General features: G+C 57.3%; 25 protein-coding genes. 12 read left to right on the top strand and 13 right to left on the bottom strand.

The window, feature by feature from the left end; genetic code table 11:
• The first annotated feature begins 173 nt into the window (after positions 1-173).
• From ACP4IX_RS15280 to ACP4IX_RS15225, 12 genes are all read left to right on the top strand, one after another.
• Positions 174-530, top strand: coding sequence for a hypothetical protein (locus ACP4IX_RS15280; RefSeq protein WP_426555802.1), 357 nt, complete (start codon positions 174-176; stop codon positions 528-530).
• Positions 531-541: 11 nt separating this feature from the next.
• Positions 542-913 carry a hypothetical protein gene (locus tag ACP4IX_RS15275; RefSeq protein WP_426555801.1) on the top strand — a complete coding sequence of 124 codons (372 nt, stop codon included), beginning with the start codon at positions 542-544 and terminating at the stop codon, positions 911-913.
• Positions 914-973: 60 nt separating this feature from the next.
• Positions 974-1,564, top strand: a complete 591-nt coding sequence (locus ACP4IX_RS15270; RefSeq protein ID WP_426555800.1) for a hypothetical protein — start codon at positions 974-976, stop codon at positions 1,562-1,564.
• An 81-nt stretch (positions 1,565-1,645) separates the two neighbouring features.
• Positions 1,646-1,978, top strand: a complete 333-nt coding sequence (locus tag ACP4IX_RS15265; RefSeq protein WP_426555799.1) for a hypothetical protein — start codon at positions 1,646-1,648, stop codon at positions 1,976-1,978.
• Between the two features lie 14 nt (positions 1,979-1,992).
• Positions 1,993-2,391: a hypothetical protein gene (locus tag ACP4IX_RS15260; protein WP_426555798.1), complete on the top strand. Its 399-nt coding sequence runs from the start codon at positions 1,993-1,995 to the stop codon at positions 2,389-2,391.
• 9 nt (positions 2,392-2,400) lie between these two features.
• Positions 2,401-7,113, top strand: a complete 4,713-nt coding sequence (locus tag ACP4IX_RS15255) for a transglycosylase SLT domain-containing protein (protein WP_426555797.1) — start codon at positions 2,401-2,403, stop codon at positions 7,111-7,113.
• Positions 7,114-7,128: 15 nt separating this feature from the next.
• Positions 7,129-8,115, top strand: a complete 987-nt coding sequence (locus tag ACP4IX_RS15250; RefSeq protein ID WP_426555796.1) for a phage tail domain-containing protein — start codon at positions 7,129-7,131, stop codon at positions 8,113-8,115.
• Positions 8,102-9,349 (top strand): siphovirus ReqiPepy6 Gp37-like family protein, encoded by a 1,248-nt coding sequence (locus ACP4IX_RS15245; protein WP_426555795.1) that lies wholly within the window; start codon positions 8,102-8,104, stop codon positions 9,347-9,349. The genes ACP4IX_RS15250 and ACP4IX_RS15245 overlap by 14 nt, the downstream gene beginning before the upstream one ends.
• Before the next feature lies 1 nt (position 9,350).
• Complete coding sequence (locus tag ACP4IX_RS15240; protein WP_426555794.1) at positions 9,351-10,412, top strand: hypothetical protein; 1,062 nt, start codon at positions 9,351-9,353, stop codon at positions 10,410-10,412.
• Positions 10,413-10,537: 125 nt separating this feature from the next.
• A complete protein-coding gene (locus ACP4IX_RS15235) occupies positions 10,538-12,007 on the top strand; it encodes a glycosyl hydrolase family 28-related protein (RefSeq protein ID WP_426555793.1) in 1,470 nt (489 codons plus the stop codon).
• A 92-nt stretch (positions 12,008-12,099) separates the two neighbouring features.
• On the top strand, positions 12,100-12,408 hold the full coding sequence (locus ACP4IX_RS15230) for a hypothetical protein (protein ID WP_426555792.1): 309 nt from the start codon (positions 12,100-12,102) through the stop codon (positions 12,406-12,408).
• Positions 12,408-13,481 carry a peptidoglycan-binding protein gene (locus ACP4IX_RS15225; protein ID WP_426555791.1) on the top strand — a complete coding sequence of 358 codons (1,074 nt, stop codon included), beginning with the start codon at positions 12,408-12,410 and terminating at the stop codon, positions 13,479-13,481. The genes ACP4IX_RS15230 and ACP4IX_RS15225 overlap by 1 nt, the downstream gene beginning before the upstream one ends.
• A 1,199-nt stretch (positions 13,482-14,680) precedes the next feature.
• On the opposite strand, the gene ACP4IX_RS15220 is transcribed toward ACP4IX_RS15225, so the two are convergent.
• The 13 genes from ACP4IX_RS15220 to ACP4IX_RS15160 form a co-directional block, all read right to left on the bottom strand.
• Positions 14,681-14,902 carry a hypothetical protein gene (locus ACP4IX_RS15220; RefSeq protein WP_426555790.1) on the bottom strand — a complete coding sequence of 74 codons (222 nt, stop codon included), beginning with the start codon at positions 14,900-14,902 and terminating at the stop codon, positions 14,681-14,683.
• 201 nt (positions 14,903-15,103) lie between these two features.
• A complete protein-coding gene (locus ACP4IX_RS15215) occupies positions 15,104-16,426 on the bottom strand; it encodes a DUF3987 domain-containing protein (protein WP_426555789.1) in 1,323 nt (440 codons plus the stop codon).
• A gap of 569 nt (positions 16,427-16,995) precedes the next feature.
• A complete protein-coding gene (locus tag ACP4IX_RS15210) occupies positions 16,996-17,229 on the bottom strand; it encodes a hypothetical protein (protein WP_426555788.1) in 234 nt (77 codons plus the stop codon).
• A gap of 321 nt (positions 17,230-17,550) precedes the next feature.
• The gene (locus ACP4IX_RS15205; protein WP_426555787.1) at positions 17,551-17,934 is read right to left on the bottom strand and encodes a hypothetical protein; all 384 of its coding nucleotides are present in this window, start codon (positions 17,932-17,934) and stop codon (positions 17,551-17,553) included.
• A 764-nt stretch (positions 17,935-18,698) separates the two neighbouring features.
• The gene (locus ACP4IX_RS15200) at positions 18,699-18,932 is read right to left on the bottom strand and encodes a hypothetical protein (protein ID WP_426555786.1); all 234 of its coding nucleotides are present in this window, start codon (positions 18,930-18,932) and stop codon (positions 18,699-18,701) included.
• Positions 18,933-19,285: 353 nt separating this feature from the next.
• Positions 19,286-19,630, bottom strand: a complete 345-nt coding sequence (locus ACP4IX_RS15195) for a hypothetical protein (RefSeq protein WP_426555785.1) — start codon at positions 19,628-19,630, stop codon at positions 19,286-19,288.
• Between the two features lie 42 nt (positions 19,631-19,672).
• Positions 19,673-19,852 carry a hypothetical protein gene (locus ACP4IX_RS15190; RefSeq protein WP_426555784.1) on the bottom strand — a complete coding sequence of 60 codons (180 nt, stop codon included), beginning with the start codon at positions 19,850-19,852 and terminating at the stop codon, positions 19,673-19,675.
• A 178-nt stretch (positions 19,853-20,030) separates the two neighbouring features.
• Entirely contained in the window at positions 20,031-20,216 is a 186-nt protein-coding gene (locus tag ACP4IX_RS15185) for a hypothetical protein (protein ID WP_426555783.1), read from the bottom strand.
• A gap of 205 nt (positions 20,217-20,421) precedes the next feature.
• Entirely contained in the window at positions 20,422-20,700 is a 279-nt protein-coding gene (locus ACP4IX_RS15180) for a hypothetical protein (RefSeq protein ID WP_426555782.1), read from the bottom strand.
• A gap of 94 nt (positions 20,701-20,794) precedes the next feature.
• Entirely contained in the window at positions 20,795-21,112 is a 318-nt protein-coding gene (locus tag ACP4IX_RS15175; RefSeq protein WP_426555781.1) for a hypothetical protein, read from the bottom strand.
• A 75-nt stretch (positions 21,113-21,187) separates the two neighbouring features.
• Entirely contained in the window at positions 21,188-21,316 is a 129-nt protein-coding gene (locus ACP4IX_RS15170) for a hypothetical protein (protein WP_426555780.1), read from the bottom strand.
• A 2,168-nt stretch (positions 21,317-23,484) separates the two neighbouring features.
• Positions 23,485-23,655 (bottom strand): hypothetical protein, encoded by a 171-nt coding sequence (locus ACP4IX_RS15165; RefSeq protein ID WP_426555779.1) that lies wholly within the window; start codon positions 23,653-23,655, stop codon positions 23,485-23,487.
• A gap of 221 nt (positions 23,656-23,876) precedes the next feature.
• Positions 23,877-24,053, bottom strand: a complete 177-nt coding sequence (locus tag ACP4IX_RS15160; RefSeq protein ID WP_426555778.1) for a hypothetical protein — start codon at positions 24,051-24,053, stop codon at positions 23,877-23,879.
• Between the last annotated feature and the right edge of the window lie 418 nt (positions 24,054-24,471).

The following is a 24,471-nucleotide window of genomic DNA, read 5'->3' as shown; positions in this document are numbered from 1 at the left end:
AGGGACCTTGCTCAGGAGCGACTACATGTCTACCTGCCTTATACCGAGCTGATTGATGATCAGCACCGCGTCAAGTGGCGAGGAATTTGGTATGAGGTGGATGGTCCTCCGGATCTCTGGCCCTATGGATCTACCCGTAACACCCACCTGATCATTTGGAGGGCGAAGAACGGATGAGAGAAGGCGAGTTCAAGCTGACGATGCATCGCGGTTGGGAAGCCAAGATGCTTGGCACCCTCGAAGCCGGCGCCCTGGTAGCTGAAGTGACTGGTGATATCCGGGACGGGGCTATCAGGGAGGCTCCTCGTTCGAGGACCACCAAGACCAACTGGAACCAGATCAAGAAGAACATCTCTGCCTTCGTGGAGAAGGATGCCAGAGGTTATTGGGGCAACGTCACCATCGAACTCAATGATCGAGTTCGGCACACGCTTCTTCAGGACCGTGGATGGACTGACAAGAAGGGTCGCCGGCATCCCGGCAAGAGGTTCCTGCGTGAGGCTCTACTGAAGGCGAGGGTGGACGAATGAGTCTTGACCCTATGGCGTCTGTGGTGCCTTACCTCAGAGGCCTGCCTGACATCCCTACGGGGAGCGTCACGGCAGACATGACCTCCCGGGAAGTCGGAGACACCACAATCTATGTCTACGTAGACGACGGCTATCGGTTCCTCAGGGATGTGGGAGACCGGATCTACGTTGCTTACGAGGTCTACAGCTTGGACAGGGGGGAGGCTGTAAACCTCGCCCTTCTTGTCCGTAAGCACCTTTTGACGGGGCTCAGGGATGTGTCAGTGGGAGACCTGTATTTCCTGGACTCCCACGATGAGGAGTACCCCGACTATGAGCCTGACGCCTCCTCACGGGAGCACGTCTACTGCGGAGTGGTCTCCCTCTACTGCGTAGAAAACTGAACCGACTAACACACCTGGGGCCCCCTCGAAGGGGGCCTTTTTTGTTGCCCTGGAGGCTACATGGCTACTGGAAACGCGGAGAAGATCCGCTTTGCCCCGAGTGGAATGCTCTACATCGCCCCCGCTGGGGGCTCTCTGGTCCTGCCGACTGAGGTCGGAGATGGTGAAACTGCGCCGGCTGGATACCAGGCGCTTGGCTATGTGTCTGAGGAAGGTGTCACTCTGACGCCGACCATTCAGACCACGCCTCTCAACGCGTGGCAGTCCGCGGCTCCCGTTCTCTACAACGTGGATTCCGCGGCCTTCCAGATCCAGGCCACCCTCCTGGAGGCCTCGAAGCTCGTTACTGAGACTTTCTTCGGAACGACCTGGACCGAGATCGTTGAGGACGTTGATGGTACTCCGACTCCTACGGGTGAGTACCGACTGAACCTCAGCTCCCTTCCGGAGCTGGTGGAGTTCAGCCTCGTCGTTGACTGGAAGTACAAGACACACCTTTGGAGGACCGTCATTGCCCGTTCCATGGTTTCTGAGAGGGGCGCCATTACCCTTCAGCGGACTCAGTCCGAGTCTTTCCAGCTCACGATTGACGCCATGGACCTGGACGGCAGCCTCGGTTACGTCCTGACCAACGAGAACATGGGCGCTTGATCATGTGACCCTGCCGGGAGGTCTAAAACCCCGGCAACTCTCTCTCACTCACTCATTGCTTGACCACTCAGGAGATTCACCATGACTGCTGCCCGTAAGACGAGTTCTGCCAAGACTTCCGCCCTGGCTGCCAAGCAGGCAGAGGCGACGCACGATGAGAAGAACGCTGAGGCTCCGAAGACTGCAACTTTCGACTACAAGGGATTCACCTACACGGTGCCGGCTGACCCGCTGGACATCCCCATGGAAGTTGCTTTTGCTGAGTCGGAGTTCGAGATCATTCAGGAGATCGTTGGCCCGGATCAGTGGGTTGAGTTCCGCAAGACCCGTCCGACCATCCGTCAGTTTGGTGAGTTCTCCGACCTCGTTCTGAAGGCGTCGGGTCAGGGTGGAGCTGAAGACGAGGGAAACTGATTCTAACCGTCCGTGTGTTGCAGGAGTTCTCCGATGAACTCGAAGCAGACCTCATGGAGTTCTTCCAGGAGGATTTGAACGACCTGTTCCGCGGACGGTTGTCTTTCCGAAAGCTCGGTTCCTACATCAAATCCCTGATGAGGAAGCCGGGTCGATCGGTACTGCTCATGGCTATGGATGAGGCTGCTGGGTGGTCTCCTGAGATGTATATAGCGGCTCGGATGAGTGACGCACTTGAGGTGTCCAACTACCTCTTCATCCAAGCCAACTCGTCTGCTGATGCTGAGCCTATTGAAGCGCCTCAGCCGATTACCCGACCTGGACAACCCGAGGTCGTTCCTGAGAAGCCCAAGACTGAATCCTTTGCAAGCGGTCAGGAGGTGGCTGCTTTCTTCAACCGCATGAGTTCCTAAGGAGGCCGTATGGCTACGACTGGCAGCGGCCGGGGTCCAATCAAGGTCGGAAGCGGTTACATTGATGTCTTCCCCAAGATCAACCAGAAGCAGCTTCAGGAGACCCGGGCTCAGCTTGAAAAGCAGATGGGAGCCTCCGGCAAGAAGGCCGGCGAGTCCTTCACTGATGGTGTAGTCAGTCAGGTTGCCACAATCCCCAAGAAGGCCAAGGCTGCTGCTGAGAAGGCACAGAAGGAGATCCAGAAGGCCTCTCTCGACTCCAAGAAGGTACTCAAGCGCATTGAGCAGGAGATCACCAAGGAGTACGGCACGGAAGCGGGGAAGCGCTTCCGTGAGGCTGCTGAGCTGGAGAAGAAGAAGAAGCGTCTCCTGGAGAGCACCTCTGCCGAGACTCGTCGGGCTCTTCGTCAGACGACTCAGGAGGAAGAGCGAGCCAACCGGGATCGGTCCCGTTCTTGGGAACAGGCCGAACGGGAACGTCTTCGTCTCCTTCGCCAGAGGGAGCGTGCTGAACAGCAGGCCAGGCGAGATGAGGCTCGGCGTTGGGAGACAGCACAGCGTGAGTATCAGCGCTTCATGGCTGAGCGTACGCGTGAAGCTCAGAGGGCCGCTCGTGCTGAGGCTGCGGCCTTCCGTCAGTCGCAGAGGGAACAGAGGGAAGAACTCCGCCGCACACTTGCCGAGCAGCGACGAGAGACCATCGCAGGTCTCCGTAGTCAGCTTGACGCCCATCGGGGCCAGGCCGCCGCTCTGCGGGATCAGCTCGTTCAGTACCGCCGACAGATGCAGGACCATACCCGCTCTGTAGGCAGGAATCTGACCACCCTTCAGACAGGGTGGCGTCGGCAGAGTCAGGCAGTTGAGCAACTCGGCACCAACATCGTGGAGACTGGACGGCTCATCGGCACCAGCCTCCTTATGCCTCTGGCCTCTGTGTCAGCGATGCTGACCACCATCGGTGTGAAGTCCGCGGATATGCGAATCCTCGGTCAGATGGGTCTCTCCGCGGCTGGAGTTGACAACAAGTCTTCCGCCAGGGAGATGCAGCGTATCCAGGAATACGCTATCAACACTCCGTTCAGCATCGAGACGATGCACGAATACCAGATGAAGATCATTCGTTCATTGGCTGGTGCTGATGACACCTGGTATGACCCGAAGACGAAGAGGACTGCTGCCAACAGGGCAGCCACTAAGACTTCTGACATCATCATGGCCGTTGGTGACTCAATGGCCCGTGCGGGAAACCTGGACCCGCACATGTTCCAGAGGGCCATGTATGCGGTGGACCGCATGCTTGATATGGACAAGGCTCCGACGAGGAACATCAACCAATTGGTTCAGGCCTCGGGTATTTCTGCCTCTGAGCTTGCTCGCATGTTCGGCTTCAATGACGCAGGAGAGTTCTGGGATGTTGTCGGCACTCCCGTAGCCAAGGGTGGCGGCGTCAAGGGCCAGGACATGATTGACAACCTCCTTCGGTATTGGGACCCGAACTATTTCCAGCTCGACAAGAAGGGTGATCCGAGGGTTGATCCGAAGACTGGATTGCGTGTTGTAAACCCGGACAGTCCTCGCACAGGTGGATCCGCCGGCTTCGGCGAGCGGATGACTTCCGCCACCATCAGTGGTCGTGTCTCTCAGATGAAGGAACGTGCCCAATATGAGTTGGGTTCCCTGTTCGCCAGTGAGAACCCCAAGACCGGAGAATACGAGTACACCGGTCTTGGCGAAGCCATCATGGGCAAGAGGGTCCCGGTTGTAAAGCGGGACGAGATGGGAGAACTCACCGAGACTGGTGAGTACACCTACGAGGGTGGCCTCCTTCAGCAGATCCAGGAACTTGGATCTGGTCAGAAGGACAACGTCATTTGGCTCATCAAGACTTCTCTCGAAGCCCTTGGCACCTTCGTGGAACAGATCAAGTGGCTCTCTGACTGGCTGGAAGAGCATCCGGAGATCAAGGAGACTTTCGCCAGTCTCCTGAAGATGGCCGTAATGGCTGCTCCCTTCATCCTGGCTCTTGGTCTTCTGACGAAGACTCTGGGCAAGGTCAATCGGATCATGGCTGCTGCCTTGTCTCCTCTTGGTGCTGTCTTCAAGGGCCTTCGCGGAGCTACCCGCGGTGTGCGTCAGGTCGGTTCCAGTGTCCGTGAAGGCACGCGGAGAGGTGCCTGGGGTCGGAGTGGTGACGTCGGAGATGTCAGAGACCGGATGTCCCAACGCTACCGGGATCGCAGGACTGAGCTTCGTGGAGGGGATGTTCGAGGTCCCATCGCGAGACTTCGGGACCGGTTCACAGGAGATGACTCCGGACGGAACCAGCTCCAGCGACAGATCCGGGACACCGAGGATGCCATCAGGGAGACCGAGGAAAGCATGCGGGATCTGCAAAGGCAGATCCGGGATGTCAACTCAACCTCTATCCGTCAGTTGGTAGACCAGTTCGCCGGCTCCGGGAACGGGAGCCTCCAGGGCTCCGCTCAGACGGCTCGCACTCAGGTCAACCAGGTCATCCCTCAGGTGAACCAGCTCAGCCGGCAGAGCCTTTCGGCTCTTGCTGGTGAGTTCTCGTCAGTCATCGACAAGGCCAAGGATCTGACCTCGAAGGTCAATCAGTCTGGTGAGGCTGTAGTCAACCTCAACGGCAAGAAGCTCGTAGAGCTGAAGATCACTGTTGACGGGGCTCATGGCTCCGTGACGGACTTTAAGAACAAGATCGATGACACTTCGTCTGCTGTAGGTGCCCTCAACCGAAGGAAGCTCGATGCACTTCGGAACGAGCACGCCACTGCGGGTGAGTCGGCAGATCAGCTCAAGGCAAAGGTAGATGCAGCCCGTAGGGCTGTGTCGAACCTGAACGGGGCCAAGCTGTCCGCTCTCCGTGGGGAGTTCCGAACCCTCAAGACAGCGGTCAACGATGTTCACGTTCTGGTGGGCACCAACAAGTCCGGTCTGACTGGACGAGTGGTGAACCTCAATGCTCGAAAGCTCGACAAGGTCACAGGTCATGTCAATGACTTGAAGGATGCTCTTGACGATGCTGGAGGCAAGGCAGGCACGCTCAATAGCCGGCTGGAGGACATCGGCAAGAACGCCCCCGGTAACGGAGGAGGCGGAGGAGGCTCCTCCAAGGGAAAGAGGAACAGAAGTGCCACGGGCCGGGTTATGTACCCTGCCGTTCTTCCGGGCTACACACCTGGAAGGGACATTCATTCCTTCTACTCCCCCACGGGTGGTCAAATTGATCTCTCGGGTGGAGAGGCCATCATGCGGCCCGAGTGGACCGCGGCTGTGGGTCCGCAGTACGTGAACTACATGAACTCCGTTGCTCGCACGCAAGGCGTCTCCGGTTTGCGTAAGGCGATGACACATCAGCAGTTCGCTGATGGTGGTGTCATTGAGAAGCTGGGGCTCGACAGGCTTATTGCTCTGGCACAGAGCCACGATGTGGGACCGAACGTGTCCGCCGGCCTAGCCACTATGGACATGAACAGTTCCTCCAGGCCTCTCGGAGGCCCGACCCAACAAGGAATCCTCGGTACGGGAAGTGTGGCAAGCCGTGGAATCGGCAGGAACTTTGCCGAGAAGTACAAGGCAACCTACGACTTCATCACCGAAGGTTCTTGGGATGCCCTGAAGAGGCTTCCTACGGGCCTCGGTCAGGCTGTTGGCATCGTGGGCGGTGCTTTGGGCCCGACCGCGGGTCCCCTTTTCTGGGATGACGTCTGGCAGGGTGAGGGAAACATCCTTCAGCGAGGAAAGACCTTCGTCGGGCACCTCTTCTCTCCCAGCAACCTGAGCAACATTGTGGAGGATCTCTTCACGGGTATCTGGGATTCGGGGAAGAGCCTTTGGGACATCGGCAAGGCCATTGTCACGGACCCGATCGGGACTGTGCAGGACGCCGTAGGTGGTGTCTGGGAGCTGGTGGTTTCGGAGTACGACGCCCTGACCGGAATGGTATCGGCAACTCGGGAGATGTGGCGTTCTCCCAAGGATTACGCGGCTCAGGTCATCGCGGACACCTACTCCACAGCCAAGGAATCATTTCCGAACATGGAAGGCCTTTTTGACTTCAAGGGCACCAAGTTGGATGTCAAGAGACCCGATGTGGAGGGCCAGGCAAACATCAACCTGGGTATTCCTGGTGTAGGTAATGCGGTGTCCCGCTGGACACCTCAGGTCAAGATGGCCCTTGCTCAGCTCGGGCTTCCCATGTCGGACGTGCCCTTGGTCCTCCACCGTATCCAGGTGGAGTCCGGAGGTAATCCCAATGCCATCAACCTTTGGGACATCAACGCCAAGAATGGCTACCCGTCTCAAGGCCTGATGCAGACCATCCCGCAAACCTTCAATGCGTATGCGGGGCCGTACAGGCATCTGGGCATCACCAACCCGATGGCCAGTATCTATGCCGGCCTCAACTATGCCACCAGTCGCTACGGCTCTGGGTGGCGTAGGGCTCTTTCGGGAGTCAAGGGCTACTGGACAGGGAGTCTCAGTGCTTCTCCAGGACTTGCTCTTGTGGGTGAGAGAGGCCCGGAGCTGGTGAATTTCCGCGGTGGTGAGCGGGTTTACAGCAACGGAGAGACTGAGTCCCTGATGACTGACAGTCGTCCTATTTCCGTGACGGTTCAGGAGGCAAAGCACGAAACCACGCCTCAGGCGATTCTCAGAGGTTTCCAGTACATCGACACGATGTATGGAGACCGGCTATAGGAAAGAGGTGGCCGTATGCCCATTCCAGTGCTACGGGCGGCCCCGCCGGTTCCAACACCGACAGGCCCCCAACCTCCTCAGCGAGTGCACTGGGGAAGGACGTACGTATCTATCCGAGGGAAGAACGGTGAGGGCGAGGAAATAGCCCTCACCGACTTCTCCGGGTCTCGGTGGCCGGGCATCATTCTGATGCCCGGCGCCACGGGATTGGATGCGCCTCCTTATGAGCTGCACTCCGATGACAGTCCAAATCTTGATGGTGGGATCTTCCGAGACGCCAGGGCTGTCTCACGGGAAATCATGATCCCTGTGTACCTGCATGGTATTGATCGGAGAACTGTCCGTTCTCTGAAAAGCCGACTCGTCTCAGCTCTGAATCCCAAGAAGGGGTACTGCATCCTCAAGTTCGTTGAGGGCGATGCCATCCCGCGGTACCTGAAGTGTTACTACAAGAGCGGGATGGAAGGTTCTGAGACTGTTGACCAGGCCGGTTTCACCTGGAAGAAGTTCGGCCTTCAGTTCACTGCGTACGATCCCTATTTCTTCTCCGATGACGTCCAGGTAGCTCAGTGGATCTTCGGCACAGGAGAAGCCTTCCTGGGGGACCCTTTCTTTCCGCTGAAACTCAATGCCGGCATAGTCTCGGGGTCCGAGGTTCTCGTCCAGAACCCTGGAGATGTGCAGGCATGGCCTCGTTGGGAACTGACAGGGCCTATCAAGGGTTTCACTTTCTCCAGTCCCGACGGCTCTTCCTTCGGAATCACTCCTCCCGTTGATGGCACAGACGTGGTGGCCGGTGGAAGAACTCTCGTAGTCGACACGAGGCCCGGATTCAAGTCCCTCAAGGACGACCAAGGCACCAACTATTGGCCGTTGCTCGATGACAATCCTCAGCTATGGGCTATCCCAGAAGGAGAATCCACCTGCACCGTAGACATCGTACCGGGGTCAGCAAACGCCAAGGTGCGCCTGGTCTTTCAACCGCAATATGAAGGCTACTGATATGGGGTACCGAATAGAGGTCCGAGACAAGGATCTCAGACGCATTGGAGAGATTGACACCTGGATTCAGCTTGACATGGTGATTCAGTACTGTGACCAAGGCTCATGGAAGCTCCTCGTCAAGTCGGGTACTGAACAAGCAGAACTCCTCCAGCAAGGCGGAGGAGTTGCCATCTATCAGGATGGTGTGGAGAAGCCCATCCTGACAGGACAGATCGAATCCTTTCAGAAGTACTGGACCGTACAGCAGCACAGCTCCGAAGGATCGGTCTTCGTAGGGGGCAAGACTGACAACAAGTTGGCCTTCAGCCGGCTGTCTTTTGTGGACCCTGCCAAGACTGTTTCGCAGCAGTACTCCACCGTTCTCGATGTCCGCATGGTCAATGGTCCGGTAAGCAAGCTGATCTACGACGAACTTAACAAGTCCGTCGGTCCTGGTGCTCTTGCTGATCGTCAGGTGACTGGGATCAACGTGGGGGCTGTTCCTTCGTTTGGGGCTACTCGTTCAGACAGCCTCAGGTACGACGTCGTAGGCGAGAAGCTTACCGAGTGGTGCAGCGACAAGAAGACGGGTTGGCAGCTCCTCTACAACCCGAACACCAGGGCCATTGACCTTGATATATACGAGCCCCGTGACCTCTCCAAGGCCGTGCGCTTCTCCCCCGAGCTGGGGAACCTTCGCGAGTACATATGGACCCTCAGCGCTCCGAAGGTCACCAGAGCCATTGTCGCCTGTCAAGGCGAAGGGGTGGACCGCTACCTGTATCAGAAAATCGATGCCGCGGCAGAATCCGAATGGGGTATCCAGATAGAGCAGTTCATTGACCGGAGGGACCTCCCCATCATGACGAGGCAATCGGATGGGGCGCCGATAAAGGCCAATGCCGATGTCACGGATGCCGAGTTCCAGCAGGCTTTGCAGGCCGTGGAACAGGCTGCTACTGACGCCCTCAAGGAGGGCGAGAAGAGCGGGAACTTTCAGATCTACCCCATCGACACGGAACAGATCAAGTTCGGCAGGGACTACTTCGTTGGTGACCTCGTGTCCGTTGAAGTGGACGGTTCAACGTATGTAGATATGGTCCGAGAGGTGAACATCACCGTGGACGACGGAGGAAATGCGCTCACTGTCGCACCAAAGATCGGTGAGCAAGGAAGTGGTGACCCCCTGAACCTTTACAAGACGGTATTCGACATGCGCGAGAAGCTGCGCAAACTGGAAGCGAGGATGTGAGATGGCAGAAACTAGCTACCCGTTTGCTGCGGACAGTGCCGGCGGTGGCGGAAAGATGGTCTCCCAAGTTCAGTGGCAGGCTATGTCACACCTGTGGGGACCTGACCGAATCGATTTCCAGCTCACTGCCCCAACCTATCAGTCCTCGCAGCTCCCCTTTGACTGTGTGATCTCGGGTTCTGATCTGGTGGTGCAGCCTGGCTCTTCTTGGAACGGCGGGTTCTATTACAAGCTCGACGCCCCATGGACTCATGGTCTGCCGACCAACTCTGGAGCCCTTCCGCGGAAGGACCTTATTGTCATCCGTACGGACATGTCCACTGGCTCAGTGAATCTTGCCATCGTTACGGGTCAGGCCGCTTCCGCTGCCCCTGAGCCCGCTATTCAGCGGGTTCTTGGAGGCATCTGGGAAACTCCGATCTGGTGCCTTGAACTGGAGGCCAATAACGGAGCAAGACTCCTGACGGATCGTCGGCGCTTCGATGTCCCGAGCACGGTGTCAACGCCTTGGTGGCGTAAGGAAGTCTCTGACTCGCTGCCTGTTGGCAGCTTCACCCTGGACTTGGACACCAACAACAATTCTGGGCATGAAGAAGGTTACCGAGGTCTCGAAGGCGACATGATCACCCGGACTCTTGGTAAGCGGAGGAAGTACACCCCAGACATTTTTACCGTGAACAACAAGCCTCCTGCTGCTAACCGCACTGGCTCTTGGAGAATAATTGCTCCAGGGTTGATTCACGTGTCTATCAAAATCCGTAACACGTCGACCAAGGCAACCGGCGCCACTAACGGTGGGTGGGTTATCGCGACCAACCTTCCTGTTCCCGCGTCTAATGCCATTCCCGGTATGTTCCAGGGGTTCCTAGACAACCCGGAGGTCCGTGATGGTCTGCCCAACTTTGCGGACGTCAAGGGAAAAACGACTTCTGGCGGAACAACTTGTTACTTGTACCTTCCCAGTCCTACTAACGGTCGGGGGGATCTCGATGGCCTCAGACTTATTCCAGGTAGGTCAACCCTGGAACTTTCGGGGACCTACGAAACGAACGTGTTTGACTAAGTGAAGGGGCTTTTATGGCTCGCAATCTTTTTGGTGGTACAGCAGCAGACGTAGCCGAGGATATATCGGGGGCACGAGTTCCCGGGGCTCAGGGTACTGTCTGGGCTGGTCTCTCTGCTGAGGCAATGCAGATCACCGATCTCCAGGACGCAAGTGGTAACCCCATCGTGGTTCTGACAGCAGACGCACAGGGTATGGTGCCTCACTTTTACGGGCCTGACGGAGTCACGCTGCTTTACGCCGACTTCGGAGCCGGCCGAGTAGCTATGGTCCCTGTCAACACAGGGACGGACTTGGCCAACCACCTTGTTGCAGACGATCCTCACAGATCGAAGCAGGATGCTCTTGACGAGATCAACGCTCAGAGGGCAATGCCCGAGGGCTTTGCCACTCTTGGACCTGACGGAAAGGTGCTTCCTGCTCAGCTTCCTGCCTCTCTTGGAGAAGACGGAGGAGGCTCCGTCGACTGGCTGAACGTCAAGGCCGCTTCATACGGTGCCCAGGGAGATGGGGTTACTGATGACACCGCAGCTATTCAGGCTGCGATCGATGCTGCCGGCTACGGCGGTGTCGTCTACTTCCCCAAGGGCGTCTACATCGTCTCTTATCCCCTGGACCTCCCTCGTGGGGTCACTCTCATGGGATCGCACTCCAACCTCATGGTGGGTCCTGGGATGGTTGGTGATGAGTGGCCTTGCTATCTCCAGGCTGCTCCGACCTTTACCACAGGAGCAATGATCACCATCATCGGTGAGGACGACGGAGACCACCCGGCTCTCAATGGAGAGCAGCGCATCTTCAGCCTCATGCTGGACGGCTCTCAGGTTCCTACCGGGGGCCTTGATGGCGTTTATGCCAAGGGCAATGTTCAGAATGTCGTGATGAGGGATGTCTGTATTCGTCAGATGCCGAACAACGGCATCATCACTGCGGGAAATGCCATTGATGAATGGCCGTACTCGTGGCGTCTCCACTCGGTCATGGTGGACAACTGCCATGTCAACGGCATGCAGTTCGAGCGGAACACGGACCTCACTCTTGAAGACTGTCAGGTCATTGGGTGTTGGTCTTCGGGTTACAAGATCTCCAATTCTGCTAACACGATCATCACTCACTCCCGTGCTGAGTGGTGTGGCAACTATGGCTTCCACATCACGGGGGGCTGGGGCAACTGGCCTGGCTCGGGGTCCATGACGATGACTGGCTGTTCCACTGACCGGAACGGCTGGGATGGCGTCCGGATCGACGCTTCGGGTAACGGACCCTTCCTCATCAATGCCCTCAACACTCGTCGGGATGGCCGTAACGGCGGTCCTGGTGGTGGAGGTTATGCCGGCCTGGCTCTGCTCAACACGGCGCCTGTGGTGGTTACCAACCTTGGATGCTATGTAGGCACGGATGACGGAGGTACGGCTAACACCTCTCCCGAGTATGGCGTCAGGGTTTCCAACGCCAAGGACGTGAATGTGATCGGGGCCTATCTCCACGCCCTCACCGCTGGGGTTTTCCAGGAGGGTGTTAACGAGCGCATCCGGTTCACTGCCATCACCACCACAGTAGGGAACAACTTTGCTGAGGATCGAGTGCCCTCGTAGTACTGAAGACGGGATAGGGGCCGCTCCTTCAAGGAGCGGCCCTTTTGTATGCCTGACTCTCATTTGAGTCACACAAAAGAGGGGCACTGACCATGCTCGAAATCCTCAGCACCTACGGCGGACCGCTGGCCGGTGTCGCTGGTGCCATCGCCTTAATCGTTGCTCAGATCCGAACGAACTCAACTCGGGCCAACACAGCCCGAGTGTGGCAAGACGCTGCCAACTCATGGAAAGAAGAGGCAGAGGCTCAGAAGAGCCGGGCTGACAGGCTCATCGACGAGTTGAACGGCGTGAAGCACGAACTAGAGGAACTGAAGAAGCAGACCAGGACCCTTGTCGCCGTTCTGTCTGCCCTTGACCCCGAAAAGGTCGAAGAATTCCGACACACGAGGGGGCTTTAATGGCTACACCTATGACTCCGTCTCAGATCAAGTCTCAGCTCAAGAAGTGGGGAGTCCCCTTCAAGGAGTACCGAGACTGGTCCAACCACAACCGTAACCACAAGGGGGCCTGGGGTCCTGTCAACGGCTTTATGGTCCATCACACTGGCTCTGATGCTAAGGACCAGCGTGCGCTTCTCTACAACGGCTACAGCAGCCTTCCCGGTCCTCTGTGTCACTTTGGCCTGGCTCAGGATGGCACTGTTCATCTGATCGGCTGGGGCCGGGCGAACCACGCCGGCATGGGAGACGATGACGTCCTGGACGCGGTGATAGATGAGCGTCCTGCTCCCGTAGACAACGAGTCCAACACCGATTTCAATGCCCGCTTCTATGGAGTGGAAATCTGGTACTCAGGTTCTCACGCGATGACTGACGCTCAGTACAAGACGCTTCTGAATCTTGCGTCCGCGGTACTCGACTTCCACGGATGGAACGAGTACTCCGTCATCGGTCATGGCGAGTCCGGCTCTCCCGGTAAGTGGGACCCGGGCTACAAGCCGGGGCACATGATGGACATGGACGATGTCAGGGAAGACATCGAAGCCACCCTGGCGGGGAAGCCCAAGCCGACCAACCCCCAGAAGCCGTCTGCCCCGAAGCCAACGGGCAGCACGTACACCGTTCTTGCTGGAGACTCCCTCTCTCGGATCGGTAAGAAGCTCGGGATCGACTGGGGGGATCTGGCCAAGGCCAACAGTCTCAAGGCTCCGTATGTCATCCATCCCGGGGACAAGCTGAAGGTCCCTGCCAAGAGCAAGCCGACCCCTAAGCCGAAGTCCGTCTCCTACGAGCCGTATCCCGGGGCTGCGTACTTCAAGAGGGCTCCGAAGGCGGATCTCGTCGAGAGGATGGGCAAGCGCCTGGTCCAGGAGGGCTGCTCTGCCTACCGGGTGGGTCCTGGTAAGCAGTGGACTGAGTCCGACAGGAAGAGCTACCGGAAGTGGCAGCTCAAGCTCGGTTACCGCGGTTCTGACGCTGATGGGTGGCCTGGCAAGACGAGTTGGGATCGGCTGAAGGTTCCGAAGGCTTAGACCGAGGTGGCCGGATTCGAGGGGTCGCGGCCTCGCGCGAGTCACATACGGGCGTCTGCACTCAGGCACCCCCGCGCGCGAGTCACTTACCGCGTTTCAAATATCAGCAGATTTGAATAATCTCATAGCATGAAACCGTACTCAAAAATCCTGAGCGCTTTTCTCGGGATTCCGGAAAGTTCTGGGAACTCCCCCGCCTGCCTCTCCCCTCCCCTCAATTCCGTGAATAGAAAAGGGCGCCCTTTGGGGGCGCCCCTGCTTTTCTCCCGCTAATGTCTTCGGAATGAAAGAAGTATGCTTATGGCCACTGTTGTAAATGCGCTTAGGGTTTCTCAGGCCGGCGTCAATGCCGCTACTCCCGTTGCTGCTGACCTAGTAGAGGGCAACGTCGTGGCGAACACGACTGGACTTCAGCTCACGGTAGACAACCCTGGGGCTTCCGCAGTCACCCTTACGTTTAAGACCTCCGCCACTGTAGAGGGGCTTGCTGTAGCGGACCTTACGGCTACGGTTCCCGCAGCCGGCTCTAGGGTGTTCGGTCGATTCAGTCGCACTCTGTTCGGAGATCAAGTTGAGTTCACCGCGTCCGCGGCATGTGACGTCTCGGCTACCTACTGAGGGGGGTGAATGAATGAAAGAAGGTCTGCTCCGCCACGCCGTACGGCTGTCCGCGGTCGTTGCTGCGATTGCTCCAGTAGCCGTAGCCCTACTCGACACCCTTCCGTGGCAATGGGCCGTATCTCTTTCCACTACTGCTCTTGCTGCGGGTGAGGTTGCTCAACGCGTTGAGAATGCTAAGACCCTCCGGGCCTACCTGGAGACTCCGCCGGCTGAGTAGTCGCTACGCATTGCATGCGACGCTAGCCGGCCCATGAACTAGGTCTGTGGAGACGGATCTAGAGTGAGAGAAAACAAAAAACCCCCCGGCCATTTGGCCGGGGGGTTTTTCTCGTTTCCGCAGTGTGTCAGGATTCAGCACGCCTCACGGAGTACTCATGTCCCCCGATAACGATGTACGTTCCAGCGATTAGCTCCGTGGCCGGATTAAGCGCTGTATCGGGGTAAGTCCATCCTGATGCCAGGATGACGCGCTCAAGCGGTTCCGCCGCTTCGTACGCCGAATCGTACTTTTTGGATTTTGTCAATCCGTCCGACGTACGTCGGACGGTTGCAATCCATTTCCCTGTCACCACTACCCCCTACTTGTACAGAACTACAGTATCGATCACGGAGAATGCATTTTCCCCGTGAGCCTTGCTTTCCTTTTCTACGATCATCCCCATGCGGACACCACTACCCTCCCCTCCGACAGCCTCTCCTACTTGCACACGAGCCTTGGGGCCCCACACGCGTTTTGCAATTTCATCCCATGACTCCCCGTAGTGCTCTTCTCCTGTGTGCCTGTCCCTGATGCTGTACACGATCTTGCCTCCCCTAGTGGTGCTGTTCGTTCTACTGCCAGTGAATCGCTAGGTAGTACAGCACCCCAACGACGTTACCTACTACGATGATAGGTGCTATCGCCTCTATCCACGCAAGAACCCTGTATTTCATGCCTACCCCCCGTTGTGTCGTGCCTCCTACGGTCCGGCAAGGCTTGCTCCGAGGCATGTCTGAAGGGTTCACAACCAACCCTCCGATAGCATCAGTTCTTGGGTATTCGGGTTGTCCAGGGTCGCCGGCTGAGCCGGCCTAGGCTCCGGAATGACAGGGGCAGGCTCTTCCTGTACCGCGGCTGTCTCGTCTTCCTTGTCCGCCCATCGGTATTCCACCCCGGGCCGGCCACGGCCGGACGTCACCCCGGTAATGACCTTGATATCAGACATACCCGCAATGGCAGTCTTGATCTCATCGGCCTTCGCTCGGTTTCCCAATCGTCTGATGAGAGACGAGTGGTCCACCTTGCCCCCGAAGAATCGGAGGTTGTCTCGGATGAGATCAGGCAGAGTCTTGACTGCCTTACTCGACGCCTTAGTGTCTTCCCGGACCAACTTCTCTACGCTGCGCATGCTGTACTGCACGAACGCCCATGCTACGTCGATAGCCTTACGGCTGATCGTCGTCTTCCGTTCCGTGGCAGTGAGAACAGCAGCAACTCTGATGATTTGTTCAGGGGTCCGTTCGACATAGCACGTAATGTGTTTGGGCATGTCTGCCATCTTGTTCATGAAATGCGCTCGTAGCTCATCGAACCTGCGAGCAGCCTCACGGGAGAGGGACATGAGCCTTGGGCCCCTTCGGGCCCAATCGTATGCTTCAGTGAGCCCCTGAATATCCGGATAGACCTCTTTGTGCCCGTAGGGCAGAACCTTCGAGCACTCCACCAGGACAGGCAAGAGGCGGTTATAGCTACCGCCCTTTGCGTCTCGGGGCTTTATGTACTCGCCCCAATTTTCCGGGGTGATGTGAGCATGGAAACCCAAACGAGGATCGTACACCACCATGCTTACTCTAGTAGTGTTGTGCCGGATCGTATCTCCATCCCAACTTGTACGTAGGCGGGACGCAAAGGTAGGACACGTATTCTGCTTGCGCAGATTCTCTGTCCATTCCTGATCAATCAGGATGACACGAGTATCCGTACCGTCTTCCGTGCCTTCTGTTTCTTCCTGCTTTTCCCACATCTTTTGAGTGAGCGCCGGCCCGGAGGATACTCCCCCTTCTGTCCGTGCCTCCAGGAATCCGGAGATGCTGTGTTCCAGCATCTTCCGTGCCACCCTCAGGGCCGTTCCCTTGCCCCCTAGGGCGCTTTCCCCTGCGAGCACAGTCCAGACGACTACGGGCCGGTCATCGCTCATCCGAACGAGCCCGTTCAGGGCTCCAGACCACAGTGCCAGGATCGCGGCGTACACCCCTACGGGGTCCGCTTCGGTGTGAGGTTCCGCGGCAATGACAGCATCACCTATGGGCCCATAGGCCATGGGCTTGAACGTTTCCAGGCTCATACTCGCCTCCATTCCTCGTTTTCGTCCTCAAGCAGCTCTGCCGTAAAGTGCGTTGAGCATCCATCCCAGTTGACTGTGAAGACGTCGTCCCCTGCCCATGTGACTGTGCCTGAACTCCCGGCGGGTACTCGCCCCTCGCACCTTCCATCCGGGTCCATCAGCCTTACTCGGACACCCTTGGTAATGCTCATTCGTCGTCCCCCTCATTGAACAACTCGCTACCATCACACCAATAGGGGTCTGGGCATGTGCACCACGATTGAACTGTTGTCAGTGTCTCGTCTAGTTCCCTGGCAAAATCCATTACTCCCCCTCTATTTCGCACGGTTCCCCAAGGGTTTGGGTAAGTTGCTGCGCCAACTTCTTTTCGTGCTCGGTACAGAGATACCAAATCTTCTTATCCAATGAGATCTCTACATCGGATGCTCGTATGGTCCCGTCTTTCTTGTGGCACGCTGCGCATGCTTCGATGGTGATTCTCGGCATCATGATTCCCTCTCGTCTGACCAACCATGAACGCAAGCAGCCCCCCGCGGTTAGGAGGGGGACTGCGTACGAACACGAGAGGCTCAGGCAGCTTCCCTTTGTGCCATGAATTCTGCGGCGTAGGTATCCGTCACATGATTGACGAACAGAACCGCTACTTCCGCGGGTGAGGCGTAGACCCTTGCTGCTGTCTCACAGTCCCGGAGCAACTCCGAGAATGCAGCCTCCCGATAGCCGGCGTCCTTGTGCCAGGCAACCTCAATTGCCCGCATCGTGAATGCTTCCATGTCTTCCGCGTACCTCTTCATAAGACTCACTTGTCTACCTCCCCTTCACACCCACACTCATACTTGCCGGACTCACACCCACACTGGCAGGCGTTGAAACATTCCCCGTCCCCGTACTCACACCTGTTCATGCCGCTCATTCGCATACCCTCTCTTCCACTTGCAGGATGAGCCCCTTAGGCTCATCCCCCGGCCCATAGATCCCTGACAGAGCATCCGAATAGTCAGCCTTGAATTGCCGTTCCCGCGAACGACACTCCCGGAGACTCCCGTTCATAATGGGTAGGGCTTGCGTAACCCCTACCCATTTGCTAGTCCAACCCCAAAGGGTGTAGGTCCGAGACATGCCACTCACATCCAATACTTTCCCTCAGAGTGCCAAACGGCACGGAGTACGCGGGTAATCTCCGCTTCGATGAATGACCACTCAGCACGAATGACGTGACTGACGTGAGTGTCTGCCGTGCCGGCATCCCGCTTTGCCTTACGCCATTCCAGTGCTCGATGAATGGTCATCAGTTCCAGCTTGGTCAATTCCCACACCTGAGTGTCTGAGAGAATCTCAGACCAGCCAACGGGCCCCATCATTCCGCGGGCAGTGTTGGCATGTTCCTCGTTGTCCCACACGTTCTGTGCCGACTGGAGCGCAAGTGCGCATCGAAGCGTCGTCCGGACGTATGCCGTACAGGCATAGCTGTAAGTGGCTACGCGGTACTTCTGATCTGTGTCGGGCACTGCCTTATCTCCCTGTCATGCGCTAAGCGATTCCTAGCGACTCAGCAAGAGGGGGCCGGCTGACTGATCCGGCCCCAGCGGCGCAGCCTGTGAGCCGGGCCTATATCTCGAAACAACTTTGGGTGCGACTACTTACAGGGTGTACCCCAACCGTCGAAACCTTCGTTGCATGCCCCGTAGCGGAAGCCATCGTTGAAGGCTTCCTTTTCCATACGTTCCACCGACTTCTGAGCACGCTCACTCATGACCGAGTGAGTGATGCCTACGGAGATTCCCGAAGAGAAGACGATGGACGCAAGAGCAGTAGCGATGTAACGCATTGGTGCTTGCCCCTAACCGATCAAATCGAAGTTGCGGTCAAAGCATTCTCGACATTCCCGGATGTGCTCGACTAACTCTGCACTGTCGGGAGTCCACCCGTTGTGCTTTGCTGAGTCAAGGATGCCGAAAAGTCCGTCGCACTCAGTGTCGAGCGCGTTTATGTCTTCTGACGTCATGCTGTCCACACTCATTTCATCAGTGCAGGGAATTGCAGTGCGTTCCGTCCGGTCCCTTAAGGGCGCCCAACCTTTTGAAGTGTTGGGGGAGCAACTCCTTTGACTCCTTAAGTGCTGAGACAAGTTCGTCCAAGTCCCAACCTGTGTAGTTCCACATCGAACCCTTACAGTCTTCCCCGGTTTCCGGAAACCACTGTCCTAGTTGTTCTGCCATGTGCTCTTCACAAGCCTGGTAGTCCGCGGGCACGTAATAGAAGTACCGCATGATCACTGTCCTTCCTGCTGAGAATTCCAGTCTTCCCACGCTTCGTTGTTGGGTGTCGGAAGAATCTTGTATTCAATTGCCTCCACGCCCTTGGGCAAAAGGACACTCAGACTTTCCGGGGCCGGCTCTTCCTGAGATGCGCTGTAGCCGTAGTTGTACGTAGTCCCTCCGTCCCCGTCTTCAAAGACAACTTCCCCGTACCAACGGGCATTTCCAGGGGTTGACTGCCAGGCCATGGTCAGACCCTCCCGATGTAGTGGACGCTGTAGGCGGCGCCGTAAGGCACGTCTTCCAGGGCCTTGGTCCGTGCCGCGGTAAGGACGGATTCCTTACTGTCCCCCGACACAACCGACTGGATTACCTCCGGAAGTTGGACGTCGCATTCAACGACTACTTCCATGTCCGGATGGTTTTCAGCGCATTTCTTGTGACTGTGTTCCTGCTTGACCACAGTTTCGTGCTGCAATTCGAAACACGGCTCCCACTGGACATAAGCCCAATGCATGTTCTTGCCTTCCTGCTGTGCCGATAAGGTCAATGCGGGGGCCGGCCCGGTACTTATCCGGCCCCCTACATTCACTCCACCGATTCAGCGAGCACGCCTTGCCTGCTCCTGGAAGAAGTCGGAAAGTTCGTGCAGATCGTTGTTCCGGAGGTGGTACGCCCATTCCGCAGAAACGCGAGCCCCGTTGCGCCAACGGCGCCATGCAAGTTCGTACTCAGTCGGGGGTTCATCGTCGTTGCGGAAGTACTTCCAGTCACTCAGGTTCTTGACGAGAGAAACCTTCGGACGGACACAGCAGCCCGTGTCGTGATCCCACATGCCGGCACACCAGGAACAAATGGGATCGCCGTAGTAGGTGTGCCCGTGGTCGAAGTCCTCCGGCGACTTGTTCTTGCAGCCGAAAGCGCACTTAATCAGGGTCAGGAACATTTCAGTACCTCTCATGTCTCGAAACAACTTTGACGGGTGAATTCAGCCGTACAGGTGCTGTGTACGGAACATTTCCAGTGCATCACGCTCCGACGTGATGCCCAGGGAGCGCATGCGATGCTGTGCCTTGACCACCCAATGAATGGGCCACTGAACCTCGCGGTATGCCAGTACCGCGGCCACGTCCACACCGATGAGCCATGCCAGGAAGTACGCGTTCACTTACCCCTCCTGCCAATCTGGAGTGCTTGATAGGTGATGCGAAGGTCACGGAGGTCATTGTTCCTGAGGTAGTAACCCCAACCCCACAACGAAGTGGGTGTGCCCTTGTGCCGGCGTGCCTCCAATACGTCTTCAGGAACGGGTTTCGTGGGAAGAGAAGGCTTGCTCAGGTTCACCATTACTGCCCCTCCCCCTTTGCAGCCATACGGGCATCAAGCTCCGCCCCGTAGAAGTTGTACAGAACGGCCGCAGCTTCCTTGACGTTTTCCGGAGTGTCCTGATGCTCATACACGTTGAACAGTTGGCGCCGTGCTTCACGCAACGCATCGGTGAGCAAAGTGTTCAGTGCGGGAATTCTCGTCATGCTGCCTTCCTGGTGAACTTGTAGGTCATGCCACAAAGGGGTTAGGGCTGTGCCCATCTGACACGAACAAACCGGTTCCGTCATAGTGTCGACAGTTGGGAGTCCATTCGTCAGCATAGACGTTGAGGATCTCCCCTCGGTAAGTCGTCTGCCCTACGTAAATCCGAAAGTCCCCATGAGTGGTACACCAGTCTTTGTCGCTCATTCACTGCCCTCTCTTCACGAACTTGTACGGTCCAGAGTCTCCGTTACGGATCATCAGCCGTCCATTCTTGGCCCAACGGGTTTCATAGCCGTTGAAGAGAGCCGTGAACGCCTCGCTGTGCTCCGCGTACGCCTCAGAGTGGAACGACTCCCACTCATCGTCATCACTGATGTTGTCCGCGGCGTACTGCGCCGTGCTCGGGGCCGGCGTGGTGCTCATCCCCGTGATGCCCGAAACAAACACGAGCGTCATGATCAGTGCCATGATCCAAGCAAGCATGATTGCTCACCTTCCATATCTCGAAACAACTTCAGGCGGAAACAAAAGGGCACCCGGACCACACAAGGTGGGCCGGCTACCCGATGCTTCTTACCTACTCCCCGATTGCCCGTTCTACTCGGCTACGGTACTGCTTGTACACAGAGTCTTGATCAGTGGAGAGAGACACGATTTCCTGCCCCTCCTGAATGATCCGTGCCTTGCCGGCCCATTCCTGGTACCGGAGCCCACTTGCAGGGTGGCCGACGATAGTCACCCATTCTTCCGTCGGCGTCCCCTCATCATCGAACCAAGAGAAGGTCCACGCTTCTCGCTTCTCTGTGGTTTGGTGGGTACCAACGTGCCCCTTTTCCAATACGCAGGTGTCTTTGGCGTACTTCCATTTGTTTCCACACAGCGTCTTGTCTTCCATGCTCCCTCTCTCTGTAGGCGACAGTAAGAGGACGTACGACCGGCTCATGCCGGCCGCACATCCGATACTGCTTACCTACTCCTGCGAAGCGTTTTCGTCAGCAGTAATGCCGCGGACAGGAATGCTACTCATGTCCAAAGACAGTAGATCGCGCTCCCAGTCGGTAAGGGTGCTACGCATCCATTCAGTGTTGCTGTCTTCCATGGTTCCTCCTATGTAAGCGGGTCCAGTAGGGCACTCGTACTCTCCAACGAGTGCCCGTGAGACCTTACTTACTTGCCGAACACGACTGAATCACTAATGACGTGTGCCTCCACATAGAGTACCTCCGGGAACAGAAGCATCTCCCTTGCTCTGGACTCTATGTCACCTTCGGCGGGTACGCGGCATTCAGCCCTCACCATACCGTCTTCGTCGTAAGCCAATACGAGCGTCATGTGCCCTCCTTAGTAAGCGGGTTCAAGAGGACGCGCACAGTGTGCGCATCCGATGATCCTTACTTACTGTGCCGGCCTAGTTGGCTGGGTCGCCGGCCACCCCTCTTGCCTATCCTCTCCTGACTACATGCGATGAGTCCGGCATGCTGGCATCCTCCGTAGTGGAGGCAGTCTCGCCACACTCCCTCACATAGTCCTGGGGGACGGATGCCTGTACCTAGACAGGGTGTGGTGTAGGCCGCTTGTCAGTGCCTACGCTGTAGGCACCTTATTGGCGGTTTCACTGTTCAGTTAAAAAGATCGAAGACTCCGCAGCTTCCGCTTACCCTCTCAGGTTGCGTGGTCCTTTGGGCCCTGCGTCGTTCGGTCCTGGCTAGAGCACCAACAGTGTTGGCGCCGGTTAGCCGTCCCCGCCCGACACAGAGAACACTACACGGACTCATGTCTCGAAACTACCCACTCGACGAAACTTCTTTCATTCATGCATGGGTGGGTGTCCAGGGGGCCGGCTGTAGGCCCCCTCCTACAGGCACCCCCTGTATAGAGGGACGCGTGCGCGCGTATATACCCCTGTGGTGTGGTGTGTCAAACCCTATGGTCAGAGGGCATGTGCTGCGAGTTGATCTCGTGTACTCGACACACTGAGCCGGCCTGTCTCTAGGGGCCGGCTAGGTAGGTATGACCACATAGGTATCAGCGCAGAGGTAGTTCACCTCGAATGCCCCGACGCCTATTACCTATTGGCATTGAATGAATGAACACAACAATTCAAGGCCGGCCTACCCTGAATGCTGGAATGCTATTAGACCAAGCCGGCAGGCGTTTATTCATTCATTTGCATTGCTGTGCACACCCCTGGGGTAATGCGTATGTTCGTAACACAAGGACCCGCCGGGGGCACCTTCCTCCGATTGTGTACGGGTAATGAAGCTCTGTACGGCTCTCTGAGAGCCTCCCAGCCCTATCCCCGCCCAAGTCCCTCTAGACCCCTTTTCGGCCCCTTAGAGAGCCCTACAGGCCCTTTCTCGGCTCCAAAGAGCCTCTCCCCCGCCCTCCAGGCTGTAAATGAATGAAAGAAGTAGCCTCAACCATGTGATCTGAGTCTCAGTTTCGAGGTTCGACGTCACAAAACCCTGGGTAATGACCCCTACATCTATATTGTAGGGAAAAGTAATATACCCCCCTTAGTGATCTTGGGAGGTGTAGGGAGCCAGGCCCCGAAGCCTGGCGACCGTAGACCCTGTCCAGTGCCGAGAATGAATGAAAGAAGTGTCTGCCGGCCCTTCGAGAGGCCGGCTAGGCGTAGGAAAGAATGAATTAACTAGCCCCGGACATAAAGAAGCCCCCTGCCCGTAAAGGCAGGGGGCTCTTTGTCGTTCAGGGAGGGTTTATTACACCCCAGCACCGTTCATTTTCGAACGGTGCAGACGGTTATAGACCTCGTCCCTCTTAAATGTGGCTCCACAGACCGGCTCCGTACACTTCCACACCCCAGACAGAAGCTGTGCAGAGGTGACATTGGTGGACCTACACTTCGGGCATTCCATGTGGTGCCTCCTTCTCCTTCAGGATGCCTTACGAGAGCCCCGGATGTGGGGCTCTCGCACGAAACCGTCCTAAAGGACGGCTCCACAGGCGTTGCACTTGTACCTGTCTCCATACGGAGTCATCGTTCCCCCGCAGCCAGGGCAGGTCAGTCCGACAGGCTTGATGAGACCCGAAAGGGTCAGCAGTATGTGGATCATTGCCTCGTCACTCCAGTTCGGTGAAGGGTCAGCGCTTCCTTGTACTGCGCCCATAGCTGTTGGCCTACAGCACAACCCTCGTTCGGGGTGGAGCCGGCCAAACAGACGGGGCAAGGCTTTTCGTCGTGGGGCTGGAGGTGTTCCAAGTACGAGCCCCAGGACATCCAAAGGGCATCGCCCTGGGGGAGTCTCACTCCAGGCCTTCGACAAGAGCCTCATACATGGCTACCTGCTCGGCCACAGCCGCATGGAGGTCACGCCAAGTCAAGGCCGAAACCGTGTACTCCAGGGCTGCCGTGGCCTCGTCCCCGAACTTGCGACGGATTTCCTCAACCCCATAGGGGGCCGTGGCGTACCACATGGAGGAGTTTCTACTGTCCGGCTTCGAACAGAAAGAGGCCCACCCGTCAGGCAGAGGCGTCTTGATCGTGATTCTGGGAAGCTGCGTCGTCTGCCCCCGACCATGGGCGGGCGAGGATGCAGCGACCTTCTCAACGCATGTGCGTTGTCCGCTGGCTGTCATGTGAAGTTGTCCCAACTTGCTGCCGGGTCCGGCCCGTTGCCGGACCTCTGCATAACAGGTTAGCGCTCCGTGTGGCCCTCGTCACTCTCTTCGCCCACAACGGAGTAAATCGTGTGCCCGACCTTGACGGAGAAGGCCCCGTCCTCCAGGGCCTTGGCCCCATCTACAGCCGCGGTGATGTTCTCCTCGTTGCCGATGAAACCCCAGTAGCCGGCGTCCTCGTTCAGCTCGGACACCAGCTCTTCCCTTGTGCCTTCTTGACGCCTCAACGCAGGAGCCTCCATCTCAGGGGGACAGCAGGAGCACCGCGGACCGCGCTCTCTTGTTGGGTGCACAGCTACAAGCCTACTCACCAAGGTAGTTGGCGAAAGGTCAGTTAGTCGCTACTCTCGTCCTGGAAGACCCCTGGACTCCTCGTCTGGGCTACCGGCCTCAGGCCGGGGGCTGAGGCTGGGGGTCTTCTTCTTGCCCAGGACAGCAGAAGGCCCCCTCCGGAGAGGGGGCCTTGTTCTTGTGAGCTGTCTTGCTACTGCGGTACTCGGGGGGACTGAGTCTCCAGCCGACCTACGGTGCAATCGGGGCACAGGTCTTCATCAGACCGGATCTCGTTCCCGCACTCCTCGCCCCATCCGGGGCAGGAGTTCATCTCAGTCT

It is taken from the genome of Streptomyces sp. WG5 (genome assembly GCF_049974565.1).
Classification (GTDB): domain Bacteria; phylum Actinomycetota; class Actinomycetes; order Streptomycetales; family Streptomycetaceae; genus Streptomyces.
The sequence above is the reverse complement of the archived record's forward strand: the minus strand, read 5'-3'. Positions and strand labels throughout refer to the sequence as shown.